The following is a 13,562-nucleotide window of genomic DNA, read 5'->3' on the forward strand; positions in this document are numbered from 1 at the left end:
GAATATGGGGGCTGGCGCGGCTTAGTCGCGCAGGGCAGGGGTTTTGACGGCGGCGGCCTTCAGGATTGCGCCGGTACGGATCAGCACGGCTGCCTGTTCCAGATCAGGGGCGAGATAGCGGTCTTCCTCTATGGTTTTGACCGATTTGCGCAGTTCACTGACCACACGCTCCAGCGGGGCGCTGGTGGTCAGGGGGGCGCGGAACTCGATCCCTTGCGCCGCACACAGCAGTTCTACCCCGAGAATCCTTTCCAGATTGGCAACCATCCGGCCCAGACGCACGGCACCGTGTGCAGCCATACTGACGTGATCTTCCTGATTGGCACTGGTGGGGGTGCTGTCGGTGACACAGGGGTTTGCCAGATGTTTGTTTTCAGACATCAGCGCAGCCGTGGTCACTTCGGCAATCATCAAACCGGAGTTCAGGCCGGGGTTGGGTGTCAGGAACGGTGGCAGATCATGGCTCAGCACCGGATCAACGATCAGCGCGATGCGGCGCTGCGCGATTGCGCCGATTTCAGCGACGGCCAGCGCGATCATGTCAGCGGCAAAGCCTACGGGTTCGGCGTGAAAGTTTCCGCCCGATACAATCAGGTCTGCGCCAACCAGCACCAGCGGATTATCTGTGGCAGCATTGGCCTCGATCTCTAGCGTGCGGGCGGCCATGCGCAGCATATCCATCGCAGCCCCGGTGACTTGGGGCTGACAGCGGATGCAGTAAGGGTCTTGCACCCGCGTGTCGCCTTCGCGGTGGCTTTCGCGAATGACAGAGCCGTCCAGCAGGTCGCGCATGGTGGCGGCGGCTTCGATCTGTCCGGCATGGCCGCGCAAAGCGTGGATTTCAGGTTGCAGCGGGGCGGTCGATCCCATGATCGCATCAGTGGACATCGCGGATGTCACCAAAGCCGCGTTCATTGCCCGCCAAGCGTCAAACAATCCAGCCAGAGCGAATGCCGTGCTGAACTGCGTGCCGTTGATCAGGGCCAGCCCCTCTTTGGCGCCCAGCACCACAGGCGTCAGCCCGGCCCGTTTCAGCGCCTCTGCCCCGCTCAGGGTTTCCCCTTCAAATTCCGCTTCGGCATGGCCCATCATCACAGCCGCCATATGCGCCAGCGGTGCCAGATCGCCAGAGGCCCCGACCGATCCTTGCACGGGGATCAGCGGTGTGACACCTTTTTCCAGCATGGATTCGATCAGATGCACAATCTCCAGTCGCACGCCAGAGGCCCCGCGCCCGAGGCTGAGAAGTTTCAGCGCCATCATCAGGCGGGCGTGTGCGGTTGCGATCGGCTCTCCCACGCCGCAGCAGTGGGACAGGATCAGATTGCGCTGCAAAGTGGCCGTGTCCTTGGCTTCGATCTTGACGCTGGCCAGTTTGCCAAAGCCGGTATTCACACCATAAACAGCAGCATCGCCATTGGCAGCGGCGTCGATCCGTTCCTGTGCGGCGACAATGTCGGAATGGCAGGCAGGGTCCAGTTTCACACTGGCGCCCTCGCGGTAGATCACAGCCAGATCGTCCAGCGTCACAGAACCGGGGGTGAGGGTTAGCGTGGTCATGTAAGGTCTCCGAAAATACGGGTGTGGAGGGGGTTAAATCCGATGCGATAGGCCAGTTCTGCGGGATGTTTTACGTCCCAGACCGCCAGATCCGCCTTTTGACCTGCGGCAAGGCTACCCTGATCCGTCAGGCCAAGCGCACGGGCCGCGTTGACGGTGACACCGCGCAGGGCTTCTTCGGGGGTCATGCGGAACAGGGTGCAGCCCATGTTCAGGGTTAACAAAATGGAATTCAGCGGCGAGGAACCGGGATTGATGTCTGTGGCCAGCGCCATCGGTACGCCGTGTTTGCGCAGCAGATCAATTGGCGGCGCCTGTGTTTCGCGCAAGGTGTAAAAGGCGCCGGGCAGGATTACGGCAACGGTTCCAGCCTCTGCGAGCGCTTTTACGCCATCCTCGTCCAGATACTCGATATGATCCGCCGACAAAGCGCCGTAACGGGCGGCGAGTTTCGCGCCCCCGAGGTTTGATAGTTGTTCAGCATGAAGCTTGACCGGCAGGCCGAGTTCCCTGGCCACATCAAAGACGCGGGCGATCTGGTCGGGTTGGAAGGCGATGCCTTCGCAAAACCCGTCCACCGCATCCACCAGCCCTTCGGCGTGGGCGGCACGCAGGGCAGGGATGCAGACCTCGTCAATATAGGAGTCATCTCGGTCTTTGTAGTCGGCAGGGGTGGCATGGGCGCCCAAAAAGCTGGTGACTACCCGCACAGGGCGATGGTTCGGGATGTCACGGGCAACGCGCAACATGCGCAGTTCGGTTTCTATGTCCAGACCATAGCCGGACTTGATTTCAAGCGTGGTCACACCTTCGCTGATCAGCACATCGACGCGGCGCAAAGCCTCTGCCAACAGTTCGGATTCGCTGGCATTGCGGGTGGCTGTCACGGTGGAGACGATTCCGCCACCGGCGCGGGCGACCTCTTCATAAGAGGCACCGTTCAGGCGCATCTCGAACTCAACCGCGCGGTCGCCGCCGTGAACGATATGGGTGTGACAGTCGATCAGGCCCGGCGTGACCAGTCTGCCGTCCAGCGAAGTTTTTTCAAAGGTCTGATATTGCGCGGGAATTTCTGCCTCAGGGCCGATCCAGACGATTTTTGAGCCCTCCAGCGCAATCGCGGCGTTTTCGATCATCCCGTAGGGTGCGGCGCTGTCCAACATGGTCGCGGCCTGTAGCTCTGTCAGCAATCTGTTCCGGTTCGGCATGGGGTATTCTCCTTCCTGCTGCTTATTAAGTATAATCTCAATAGTGTTATGTCTATACATAAAATGACGCCGCCTGTGAGATCCCCGCCGCGCATAACCCGTACGCACCACCGCCCCGTGCCGCGCATCAGCCGGCTGCATAATCCGCCAAACCGCCTGAACTTGCCGATAGGCCGCTGCGATTATATTTCGCGTTGTAGAGGGGTTGGTGTTCAGGATAGAAAGCGGACAACCCGGCATGAAAGGCGACATCTCCGTGAAAATGCGCGATACATTCATTAAACCGATGCACCCCGAGGGCCGCAAATTCGTTGCAATCTTTGCCGCGATCACTTTGGTGCTGTTCCTGATTGCCGATGTGCTCGGCTGGATCGGCGTTGGCCTGACGGTCTGGTGCTATTACTTTTTCCGCGATCCCAAGCGGGTTACGCCGGAACGGGACGGGCTGATCATCAGCCCTGCGGACGGGGTTGTGTCCCTGATCGAGAAAGCGGTGCCGCCTGCGGAACTTGGCATGGCGGATACGCCGCTGACCCGTGTCAGCGTGTTCATGAGCGTGTTTAACTGCCATGTGAACCGTGCCCCGATTGGCGGGAAGATCACGGCGATTGCCTATCGCCCCGGTAAGTTTTTCAATGCCTCGCTGGATAAGGCCAGCGCGGATAACGAACGCAATAGCCTGTGCATCGAAATGGAGGATGGCCGCCGGATTGCGGTTGTCCAGATCGCGGGTCTGGTCGCACGCCGCATTGTGTGTTTCTCCAAAGTCGGGGACGGTATTCGCACCGGCGCCCGTTTTGGTCTGATCCGCTTTGGCTCCCGTCTGGATGTGTATCTGCCCGAAGGTGTCGCGCCGCTGGTCTGTCTGGGACAGACGATGGTTGCGGGGGAAACGGTACTGGCTGATCTGACCAGCGACGAGCCGCGCCGGACAGGGCGGACGGACTGATCCATGTCGCTTCCCTCACCGGACACAAAGTCCGAAGTCAATGTTCTCCAGCTTTTGCCCAATGTGATCACCATCGGGGCGATCTGTGCGGGGCTGACAGCGATCCGGTTTGGCTATCAGGGGGATTTCGAAACCTCTGTGCGGCTGATCCTGCTGGCTTGTGTGCTCGATGGGATCGACGGGCGGTTGGCGCGAATGATGAACAGCGATAGCGCGGTTGGCGCAGAGCTGGACTCCCTTGCGGATTTCCTGAACTTCGGTGTGGCTCCGGCCCTGATCCTGCATCACTGGGCTTTGAAAGACACCACAGGGTTCGGCTGGATAGCCGTTCTGGGGTATACGATCTGTTGCGTGTTGCGGCTGGCACGGTTCAATGTTTCCAGCCGTTTGGAGAAACTCTCGCCCGATCCTGCGGGCAGCAGCGATCATTTTGTCGGCGTGCCCTCGCCCGCCGGTGCGGTGTTGGTCATGCTGCCGATGTTCGTCTCTTTCCTGTTCCCCGACCTCGCGCCTTTGCCACCCGTCGCAATCGCACTTTATATCGGGATAATAGGGTTGCTGATGATCAGCCGCCTTCCCACATATTCTTTTAAGAACGTCTCCATTGCTCGCAATTACGCCAAATATCTGATGCTGGCGGCGGTGCTGATGGCGGCTGCATTGTTTACTTACCTCTGGGCAACGCTGGTTCTGTTCAGCGTGGTCTATGTGCTGAGCCTGTTGCGGGCGTTTCAACTGGATCGGCGCGCAAAGAAATAACATTGAAGGGTCACATTATGGAACTCGAAGCTGTTAAATCCTCTTATGCCCGCTGGGCCCCCGTTTATGATAAAACCTTCGGAATTATAACCAGTGGCGGACGGCGGGCGGCGGTCGGATTTATCAACGGGCTTAACAGCAAAAGCGTTCTGGAAGTGGGCGTTGGCACCGGTCTGGCATTGCCCCATTATCGCACCGACCTAGAGGTGACAGGCGTTGATTTCAGCACCGATATGCTGGGCAAGGCCCGCGCCAAGGTCGAAAAACAGGGGCTGAAACACGTCAAGGAGCTGCGCCAGATGGATGCGCGGTCGCTGGATTTTCCCGACAATCACTTTGATGCCGTGGCCGCGATGCACATCGTTTCTGTAGTGCCGGAGCCCGAAAAGGTCATGGCGGAAATGGCCCGTGTCTGCAAACCGGGGGGCAAGATTGTCATAACCAACCATTTCGCCAAAGAGGACGGCGCAATGGCGGTGGTGGAAAAAATCTCAGCGCCCTTTGCCAATCTGCTGGGCTGGCATTCCGATTTTGAGATGGCTACGGTTTTGAAACAGCCAAACCTGAAGCTGGTGGAACAGCGCCCTTTGCCGCCGGTGAATATGATGACATTTCTGGTTTTGGAAAAGATCCAGAGCAACTGAAACTGCGATCTGTCATCAGGCCCTGTGACAGACGCGACACGGGGGCGCAGCCCCTTTAGCTTGGTGCGGTATCAGGGGTATAAGCAGCTATGATCCGTCGATTGACATATTCCCTTCTGGCCTGTTGTGCCGCAGTTATGATCGCTTTGGCGGGCATAACCTCGGCATCTGTTATGGCACCGGAGCGGGGAGAGGTGGACAAGCTGGAAACGGCCTTCGTCTTTGGCCTGTCGGCGGCGGATTTTTGTGAGGATGACACCGTCGGGCACCGGCATGAATGCCCCTTCTGTCTGACTGTGTCCCAAGCCCCATTGATCCGTCCGGTTGCGACAGCCACGGTGCTGACTCCCTTTGACGGATGGCGGGCGCTTGCAGGGTTGACCCGTCACGCAGAGGCACCTTCCCCCCATTACACCACCCGCGCTCCTCCGGCGTTGGTCTGATACTGCCTGACAAAAGGCAATCAAGACTGAACACGCGGGCCGTAGAACGCCTGCAACAAAGCAAGCGCATATTGTGGTGCGGCCACGGGCGCTGTGTTACGGAGAATCATCGTGTATAAATCTATTCTGATGGCCGGCGTTCTGGCCGGATTGGGCAGTTCTGTTCTGGCCCATGCAACACTGGAGCAATCCCAAGCAATAGCAGGCAAGACGACGAAGATCACCCTGCGGGTGCCCCACGGTTGCGACGGTCAGGCAACCCATACTGTGCGGGTGACTCTGCCCGACGGGTTCTATGCGGCCAAACCGATGCCAAAAGCGGGCTGGACGCTGCAAACCGAAACCGGCGCTTATGCGCAGCCCTACAACAATCATGGCACGGTTATGACAGAGGGTTTGCGATCCGTTAAATGGAGTGACGGCAACCTTGAGGATGGCTGGTACGACGAATTCACCTTGCGTGGTGTGGTCGGTCCCGAAGTGGAAGCGGGCAGTGTGCTCTACTTCAAGGCGGTTCAGGAATGTGCAGACGGATCGGTGGACTGGACGGATACGTCCGGTTCCCATGACGTGCCAAATCCCGCACCCGGTCTGGTTGTGGTCGCTGGTGAAAGCCAGCAAAGCCATAGCGGGCATTCATCGGGTCACGAGGTCGGACATGACGGGGATCACGGTGATGCAGGTCATAATGACGGCCACGATCATAATCTCGATGCGGTCGGAACCGTCACTGCGGGCGATTTGGAAATCACCAACGGTTTTGCCCGTGCAACCCTGCCAAACCAGCCTGTGGGCGGCGGGTTTTTCACTGTGACCAACAACGGCGCTACGGATGACCGCCTGATTTCGGTGACAACCCCAGTATCCCCGCGCGGGGAAATTCACGAGATGTCGATAACCGACACGGTGATGAAAATGCGCCAGCTTGAAGACGGTCTGGCCGTTCCCGCAGGTCAAACCATTGTGCTGGAACCGGGCGGGTTTCATCTGATGTTTATGGCGCTGACGCAGCCTTTGGTTCAGGGCGAGGTTCTGCCTGTGACCCTGACTTTTGAACACGCAGGCGAGATTACCGTCCCGCTTGCAATCAAAGCGCCGAACGCCCGTGGTTCGGGCGATCATTCCTCCCACGATAGCCATTAAACCGGAGCTGATGAAATGACTTTCCAACGCAAACACTATGCCATTCTGGGCCTCTGGGTTGTCGCCCTGATTGCCCTTGGCCTCTTTGTCTGGGCACGTTTTGCACAGCCCGGCTATCAAAACGCTATGGCCGATGTGATCGGGCCGGGGGATTACGAACTTGTCACCACCAGCGGTGAGAGCTTCACACAGGACACGCTCAAGGGCCGCCCCTCGGCTGTGTTCTTCGGCTTTACCCATTGTCCGGATGTCTGTCCGACCAGTCTCGGGGATATTGCCACATGGCAGGAAGAGCTTGGTCCCAAGAATCAGATCCGCGTGTTTTTCATAACCGTCGATCCGGAGCGGGACAGCGTGGAGAGCCTGAAGAAGTATGTGGAGTGGGTGCCGGATGCCGTTGGTGTCTCGGGCAGTCCCGAAGAGGTAGAGAAAGCAGTAAAGGCGTTCAAAATCTATGCGCGCAAAGTGCCACAGGATGACGGTTATACGATGGATCATTCCTCTAACGTGTTGCTGTTTGACGCCGATGGCCGTTTCTTTGAACCTGTGGGCTATCAGGAATCCTTTGACCGTGCGGTGGCGAAAATCAGGCGGATGCAACGGGGTTGATCACTGACCCCGTCACCCTGTGAAACCTGATTGATAACACGTTCGGCGCGACAGAATTAATGCTCTGTCGCGCCGTTTTAATTCGCACGTTTGCGGGGTTGCCCTGCCACATAGGTCTGCACAATCGCGCGGTCATCCCCAAGCGTTTGCAGCAGGAACAGTTCATCCGCGAGCGTTTCAACCCGCTCCATCCGCAGCGCCATTGCAGGGGTGGCGCGGGCATCCAGCACCACCACATCCGCTTCGCTTCCGGCCTCAAGCGTGCCGATCCGGTCGGCCAGCCCCAACACCTGCGCATTGCCCCGCGTGATCCAGTCAAAGGCTTGAAGCGCGTGCAGGCTCTGGTTTTGCAGCTGCAAGACTTTGTAGCCTTCATTCAGGGTTTGCAGCATGGAATAGCTGGTTCCCGCCCCTATATCGCTGGCAATCCCGTTATTTGTGCCGGCCCCGCGCAGGCGCGCATCGTCAAACAATCCGCTGCCCAGAAACAGGTTGGAGGTCGGACAAAACACAGGATGCGCCCCGGTTTCTGCCAGCGTGCCAACCTCGCGGCTGCCCAGATGGATGGCATGGCCGAGCAGCATTTTGTCATTTAACAGCCCGTAGCCTTCATAGATGTCCAGATAGTCCCGCGCCTTTGGATAAAGAGAGGTGGCAAAAGCAATCTCGTCGCGGTTTTCGGACAGATGCGTCTGGATATGGCAATCAGGATGGGCCTGCACCAGCGCGGCAGTCATTTCCATCTGTTCGGGCGTGGAGGTAATCGCAAAGCGCGGGGAAATCGCATATCCTGCGCGTCCCTTGCCATGCCATTTGGCAATCAGCTCTGCACTGTCTTCAAAACCCGATTGGGGCGTGTCGCGCAGGTTATCAGGGGCGTTCCGGTCCATCATCACCTTGCCGCCGATCATCCGCATATTCCGCGCGGCGGCAGCCGTGAAATAGGCCTCAACCGAGGTGGCATGTACCGAGCAGAAAGCAACCGCTGTCGTTGTGCCGTGATCTGACAGCAGGTCCAGAAACCGTCCGGCCATTTCATCCGCGTGGGCCGGGTCGATGAAGCGGGCTTCCTCGGGGAATACATACCCGTTCAACCAGTCAAGCAACTGGCGCCCCCAAGAGGCAATTACCTGCACCTGCGGGAAATGCACATGGGTGTCGATAAATCCGGCAGTAATCAGGTGGGGTCGGTGGTCGATGACTTCGGCCTGTGGTCCGGCCTTGCGCACCTGATCGTAATCCCCCGAGGCGATGATTTTTGCGCCGCGCATCAACACGGCCCCGTTTTCGACATAGGAATACGCGGCAGTATCCTCTACGCCTTCGGGCCGGTGGTGGAATGTCAGGGTGCGTCCCCGCAGGAGTGTGTCTTGCATTGCTGTCTCTTTGTTCAATAAGGCCGGACAGGGCGGTATGCCCCATCCGGCGCTCGGGTTATTCGGCGGGCATCGAGGTCTCTAGAAAGTCAGGCTCATCCGGTACGATCACGCGGGACTTCAGATCCTCTTTCGGTGCGACCAGCGGATACACCAGAAGGAACAATCCGGTGATCAGATAGCCGATGGTGATACTGTCGAGCTCAGGCATCTGAAGCGCGGGCGCGTGGATGATCCCGACAGAGGACATCACGGCAGCGGCCAGAGCAAAGCTGCCAGCGGTGCGGAACTTTGCGTCGATAACGCCTGCAAAAACAGCGCCCCAGACCAGTCCGGTGATGATCGCACCCTGCGCCAGTGCAAGATGGCCGTCGTAATGTGCCCCTTCCTGCAACAGCGCCGCTGTCAAGGCGGGGTCGCCCAATTGGGGAAGACCCTCCGCGCCGGAATTGCGCAAGGCGTTGGACAGAGAGCCCCATTTAGTCACCAGAAGATTGGACACATGGGGCATGATCGCAATGGCGACTGCGCCCATATGGGCCGGTTTCACCGAATAGGCAGTGTTGGTGATCAGGCTGACAGAAACAAACACCAGAACCGGCGCGGCGGCGGCAATGGGGATCACGCCGTTGATAAAGGCCAGCAGGCCAAAAAAGGCAGCCCCCGCAATCACTACACCAACGCCGATGATATACCCTGCATGGGCCTGCATCTGCTTATAGGCGGGATGGCCGATGTAAACGGTCGTCGGGAAAGGGGAGCCGAACACCGCGCCGATCATCGTGCCCGCACCGTCTGTGAGCTGGCAAAGACCGACCGGATAGCTGTCCCCTGCGGCCTCGGCACTTTCGACGTTGTTCATGGTCTCGATGAAGTTATAGATTTGCACCGGCACCAGCACGAGGAAAAGTTCGGGGTTGGCAAACAGGTATTGAATGCCTGCAATCATGTCTCCGATGTAGGGCAGTGGCGGATAAAACCCGATCCCTTCAACTTGAAACGAGGATTGCCCCAGCACGATCGCTGCCACAGTGCCTAGCCCGATTGCCAGCAGACCGGCAGGAATGTTGAAAGGAAGGCGAAACCGTCCGATCAGACCCCACAGGATAATCGCAAGCGAGACAAAGCCGATCACCGGATTTTCAAAAATCTGCGCCAGCGGCACCGATCCGATGAACACAAGCGCAATCCCGCAGAGCGTTCCGAGCATCCCTGCACGTGGTGTCACCCGTTTCAGAAACGGTCCCACCAATGCGCCAAAGGCCGCGACGATCCCGCCCATAAAGCCTGCGCCGATGCCCACCTGCCACGCCAGCACCGCATCCTGCGTCATCCAGTAGATCGGGCCGATCACGCCGAACAGATAGACAAACATAACAGGGGTAGAGATCCCGTAGGGCAGGGCGGTGACATCCTGTCCGGTGCGGTTGGCGGTCCATCTCGCCATCATTGTATAGACTGCAACCCCAGCAAGGATCGCAATGGCAGCACCCGGAACGATCCGGCCATAAACGATTTCAGCAGGCATCTGAAAGACGAACTGACAGACCGCGGACAGTACCATCAGATTGACGAGGTTATCGGTGAAAAGCGCCCAGAAGGCGCTGTAATCGCTGCGGGCGAATAGCCTGTAGCTGTAGGATGGGTGTGACATGTTTGGGTTCCTCCCCGTTATCATCCGGCCCGCGCTGTGACGTTTCCTCCCTGCACAGTTTGGGCCGTTCTCGGTTAAAAATTGTGTAATCTGGTCATGGTCTTTTGATTGGACGGTGCTGTGTTGCGTGTCAGCGCGGTGATGACTTCGGCTGCAACGCAGGCGGCAATCACTGCGGGGCGTTTGTCGCCGGAACCCAAAGCCCCGATAGGGCAGTTTAGCCACGTTACCGGCACGTTGTCGCTACTGGCCGCAGCGAACCGCTCGAATTTTGCCCGTTTGGTGGCCGAGCCGATCATTCCGACATAGGCCGCATCGCCCCGTTGCAGGGCCTGCGCCGTCAGCAAAAAATCCAGCGCGTGATCATGGGTCAGCACCACGAAGGCGCTGTTCTTCGGGGCGGCATCAATATCGGCTTCGGGCAAAGCGGTGTGGCGCAATTCCACAAGGGCGCTGCACTGCTGCAGTTCTTCGCTGCGGCTGTCGATCAGAATGGTGCGCAGGGGCAGCAGTTCGCAAAACTGCGCAAGGGCGCGACCCACATGACCTGCACCGAAAATATAGAGATGCGGAAGGGCGGCCCGTTCTGCGGCTTCTTGCGAAACCACCTCATCGCGGCTTTGCCGGTCCATCCGCTGCAAGGACAGTTCTACCCGTCCGCCGCAACACTGGCCGATTTCCGGACCAAGCGGGATGTCCATAGCGCGGTGGTTGATGCTCTGTTTCAGCATGGCACGGGCGGCGTCTATGGCCATATATTCCAGCTGGCCGCCCCCAATCGTGCCAGACAACGCGCGGCCTGTGACAAACATCTCTGTTCCTTCGCCCCGCGGAGATGATCCGCGCACACGGGTCAGGCGGATGCGGATTGTGCTGTTCGGGTCGGACAGGAAACGGGCAAGGCTCATGGGTTACGCCCCGTCCCGCAAACGTTCAACCGCAAGCAACACCCGCTCCGGTGTGGCAGGTGCGTCAAGGCGCGGACAAGTTCTGTAATCCGCAACACTGGCCACTGCCATTGAAAGCGCTTCGAACACGGAAATGCCCAGCATAAAGGGCGGCTCTCCCACGGCTTTGGACCGTTTGATGGTGTTCTCGCGGTTCACCGACCAATCCGCCAGCGCAACATTGAAAACCCGTGGCCGATCCGAGGCGAGCGGGATTTTATAGGTCGATGGCGCATGGGTGCGCAACTGCCCCTGTTTGTCCCACCACAGCTCTTCTGTTGTCAGCCAGCCCATGCCTTGCACGAAGGCACCTTCCACCTGCCCGATGTCGAGTTGCGCATTCAGCGACTGGCCCACATCGTGCAGAATATCCGTGCGATCAACCGTGTATTCCCCGGTCAGCGTGTCGATTGTCACCTCCGAACAAGACGCGCCATAGGCAAAATAATAGAAGGGACGGCCCTTGCCGGACTCACGATCCCAGTGGATTTTCGGCGTCTTGTAAAACCCTGCCGCCGAAAGCTGGACCCGCGCCATATAGGCTTGTTTGATGAAGTCGGCAAAGGGCAGGGTATGCGACCCGATATGAACGTGGTTGTTGGCAAATCGGATGTCTTGGGGTTGAACCTGCCAGTTCTGACAGGCAAATTCCACCAGCCGCGCCTTGATCTGTTCACAGCCATTAAGGGCAGCCATACCGTTCAGGTCAGACCCTGAAGATGCAGCCGTGGCCGAGGTATTGGGCACTTTCTCCGTGGTGGTTTTTGTGATCTTGATCCGCGCGAAATCCACCCCGAAAGCATCCGCAGCAATCTGGGCGATCTTGGTGTTCAACCCCTGACCCATCTCGGTCCCGCCGTGGTTCAGTGCGATAGACCCGTCGTTGTAGATATGCACCAGCGATCCGGCCTGATTATACCATGTTGCGGTAAAGGAAATGCCGAACTTCACTGGCGTCAGCGCGATGCCCTTGCGGGTGATACCCCCTTTGGCGTTATGGGCCAGCACCGCCTTGCGCCGCGCCTGATAATTCACGCTTTCTTCCAGTTCGTCGATAATGCGGGGCATGATGTTATCCTCCACCGTCTGGTGGTAGGGCGTCACATTACGATCTTCTGTGCCGTAGAAATTTGCCCGCCGGATGTCGAGCGTATCCTTGTTCAGCGCATAGGCGATCTCCTCGATGATCCGCTCTGCTGCGATCACCCCTTGGGGCCCGCCAAAGCCGCGAAAAGCGGTGTTGGAAACCGTGTTGGTTTTCATCGGGTGGGAGTGCAACAGGACGTTGGGATAATAGTAGGCGTTGTCCGCATGAAACAGCGCACGATCCGTTACAGGGCCGGACAGGTCCGAGGAAAACCCGCAGCGGGCAGCAAAATTGCCTTCCAGCGCCTGTATTTTACCCTCTGCATCAAAGGCCACATCGTAATCAATCACAAAGTCGTGCCGCTTGCCCGTGGCGGACATATCATCGTCGCGGTCGGGGCGGATTTTCACGGCGCGGTTCCACTTTTTCGCGGCCAGTGCTGCCACTGCGCAGAACAGGTTCATCTGGGTCTCTTTGCCGCCAAACCCGCCCCCCATCCGGCGCACATTGATTGTCACATCGCTGGAGTTCAGCCCCAGAACACGGGCCACCATATGCTGCGCTTCTGAATGATGCTGGGTCGAGGAATGAACCGTCACGTCGTCATCCTCGCCCGGAATGGCAAAGGCGATATGCCCTTCGAGATACATGTGATCCTGCCCGCCGACCCGCATCTGACCCTTGATCCGGTGGGGTGCGGCGGCTTGGGCGGGGACTACATCGCCCCGTTGCAGTTTAAGGGGCGGCGTCACGTAATCCCCGCCTTGGGCCCGCGCCTCGCCCGCGTCGAGCGTGTGGGGCAAATCTTCGTAGTCCACCTTTGCCAGCAAGGCTGCGCGCCGCGCGGCATCGCGGCTTTGGGCGATCACGGCAAACATCGGCTGGCCCCAGAACTCTACCTTGTCTGTGGCAAAAATGGGTTCATCGTTGCGCCCTGTGGGGCTGACATCGTTTTCGCCCGGAATATCCGCCGCAGTTAGCACCCCGATGACGCCGGGCGCATTCCGCACGGCGGACAGGTCTACAGATCGCAGATTGGCATGGGCGCGGGTGGACAGGCCCAGATAGGCGTGCAGGGTTCCGGCGGGTTCGGGAATATCGTCGGCGTATTCGGCGCGGCCCGTGACGTGTTTGACAGCTGAATCGTGGCGCTGGTCTAGTTTGAAGCTTTCGTCTTTCATAG

General features: G+C 58.7%; 12 protein-coding genes. 6 read left to right on the forward strand and 6 right to left on the reverse strand.

The window, feature by feature from the left end; all coding sequences use genetic code 11:
- Positions 1 to 21: 21 nt before the first annotated feature.
- Both hutH and hutI read right to left on the reverse strand, forming a co-directional pair.
- Entirely contained in the window at positions 22 to 1,560 is a 1,539-nt protein-coding gene (hutH, locus tag BFV97_RS12140; protein WP_069300630.1) for a histidine ammonia-lyase, read from the reverse strand.
- Positions 1,557 to 2,768 carry an imidazolonepropionase gene (gene hutI, locus BFV97_RS12145; RefSeq protein WP_069300631.1) on the reverse strand — a complete coding sequence of 404 codons (1,212 nt, stop codon included), beginning with the start codon at positions 2,766 to 2,768 and terminating at the stop codon, positions 1,557 to 1,559. Before hutI ends, hutH begins: the two co-directional genes overlap by 4 nt.
- Positions 2,769 to 3,024: 256 nt before the next feature.
- Between hutI and BFV97_RS12150 the strand changes: the two genes are divergently transcribed.
- The 6 genes from BFV97_RS12150 (at position 3,025) to BFV97_RS12175 (ending at position 7,315) form a co-directional block, all read left to right on the forward strand.
- Positions 3,025 to 3,717 (forward strand): phosphatidylserine decarboxylase, encoded by a 693-nt coding sequence (locus BFV97_RS12150; protein WP_172827917.1) that lies wholly within the window; start codon positions 3,025 to 3,027, stop codon positions 3,715 to 3,717.
- 3 nt (positions 3,718 to 3,720) lie between these two features.
- The gene (locus BFV97_RS12155; protein ID WP_069300632.1) at positions 3,721 to 4,476 is read left to right on the forward strand and encodes a CDP-alcohol phosphatidyltransferase family protein; all 756 of its coding nucleotides are present in this window, start codon (positions 3,721 to 3,723) and stop codon (positions 4,474 to 4,476) included.
- Positions 4,477 to 4,493: 17 nt separating this feature from the next.
- Positions 4,494 to 5,120 carry a class I SAM-dependent methyltransferase gene (locus BFV97_RS12160; RefSeq protein WP_069300633.1) on the forward strand — a complete coding sequence of 209 codons (627 nt, stop codon included), beginning with the start codon at positions 4,494 to 4,496 and terminating at the stop codon, positions 5,118 to 5,120.
- A gap of 89 nt (positions 5,121 to 5,209) precedes the next feature.
- Positions 5,210 to 5,563: a hypothetical protein gene (locus tag BFV97_RS12165; protein ID WP_069300634.1), complete on the forward strand. Its 354-nt coding sequence runs from the start codon at positions 5,210 to 5,212 to the stop codon at positions 5,561 to 5,563.
- 111 nt (positions 5,564 to 5,674) lie between these two features.
- Positions 5,675 to 6,706, forward strand: coding sequence for a DUF1775 domain-containing protein (locus tag BFV97_RS12170; protein WP_245667734.1), 1,032 nt, complete (start codon positions 5,675 to 5,677; stop codon positions 6,704 to 6,706).
- A gap of 15 nt (positions 6,707 to 6,721) precedes the next feature.
- Positions 6,722 to 7,315 (forward strand): SCO family protein, encoded by a 594-nt coding sequence (locus tag BFV97_RS12175; protein ID WP_069300635.1) that lies wholly within the window; start codon positions 6,722 to 6,724, stop codon positions 7,313 to 7,315.
- 77 nt (positions 7,316 to 7,392) lie between these two features.
- Here the strand turns inward: BFV97_RS12175 and guaD are convergent, their stop codons facing one another.
- The 4 genes from guaD to xdhB form a co-directional block, all read right to left on the reverse strand.
- A complete protein-coding gene (guaD, locus tag BFV97_RS12180; RefSeq protein WP_069300636.1) occupies positions 7,393 to 8,691 on the reverse strand; it encodes a guanine deaminase in 1,299 nt (432 codons plus the stop codon).
- Positions 8,692 to 8,749: 58 nt separating this feature from the next.
- The gene (locus BFV97_RS12185) at positions 8,750 to 10,345 is read right to left on the reverse strand and encodes a SulP family inorganic anion transporter (RefSeq protein ID WP_069300637.1); all 1,596 of its coding nucleotides are present in this window, start codon (positions 10,343 to 10,345) and stop codon (positions 8,750 to 8,752) included.
- 74 nt (positions 10,346 to 10,419) lie between these two features.
- Positions 10,420 to 11,253: a xanthine dehydrogenase accessory protein XdhC gene (gene xdhC / locus BFV97_RS12190; RefSeq protein WP_069300638.1), complete on the reverse strand. Its 834-nt coding sequence runs from the start codon at positions 11,251 to 11,253 to the stop codon at positions 10,420 to 10,422.
- A 3-nt stretch (positions 11,254 to 11,256) separates the two neighbouring features.
- Entirely contained in the window at positions 11,257 to 13,560 is a 2,304-nt protein-coding gene (xdhB, locus tag BFV97_RS12195; RefSeq protein ID WP_069300639.1) for a xanthine dehydrogenase molybdopterin binding subunit, read from the reverse strand.
- Between the last annotated feature and the right edge of the window lie 2 nt (positions 13,561 to 13,562).

The organism is Neptunicoccus sediminis, from assembly GCF_001719615.1.
GTDB classification, from domain to species: domain Bacteria; phylum Pseudomonadota; class Alphaproteobacteria; order Rhodobacterales; family Rhodobacteraceae; genus Amylibacter; species Amylibacter sediminis.

What these genes read in the sequence shown, in the direction of transcription:
- hutH (WP_069300630.1), bottom strand. Translation starts at nt 1,560, where the DNA reads ATGACCACGCTAACCCTCACCCCCGGTTCTGTGACGCTGGACGATCTG.
- BFV97_RS12155 (WP_069300632.1), top strand. Translation starts at nt 3,721, where the DNA reads ATGTCGCTTCCCTCACCGGACACAAAGTCCGAAGTCAATGTTCTCCAG.
- guaD (WP_069300636.1), bottom strand. Translation starts at nt 8,691, where the DNA reads ATGCAAGACACACTCCTGCGGGGACGCACCCTGACATTCCACCACCGG.
- BFV97_RS12185 (WP_069300637.1), bottom strand. Translation starts at nt 10,345, where the DNA reads ATGTCACACCCATCCTACAGCTACAGGCTATTCGCCCGCAGCGATTAC.
- BFV97_RS12160 (WP_069300633.1), top strand. Translation starts at nt 4,494, where the DNA reads ATGGAACTCGAAGCTGTTAAATCCTCTTATGCCCGCTGGGCCCCCGTT.
- hutI (WP_069300631.1), bottom strand. Translation starts at nt 2,768, where the DNA reads ATGCCGAACCGGAACAGATTGCTGACAGAGCTACAGGCCGCGACCATG.
- xdhC (WP_069300638.1), bottom strand. Translation starts at nt 11,253, where the DNA reads ATGAGCCTTGCCCGTTTCCTGTCCGACCCGAACAGCACAATCCGCATC.
- xdhB (WP_069300639.1), bottom strand. Translation starts at nt 13,560, where the DNA reads ATGAAAGACGAAAGCTTCAAACTAGACCAGCGCCACGATTCAGCTGTC.
- BFV97_RS12175 (WP_069300635.1), top strand. Translation starts at nt 6,722, where the DNA reads ATGACTTTCCAACGCAAACACTATGCCATTCTGGGCCTCTGGGTTGTC.
- BFV97_RS12165 (WP_069300634.1), top strand. Translation starts at nt 5,210, where the DNA reads ATGATCCGTCGATTGACATATTCCCTTCTGGCCTGTTGTGCCGCAGTT.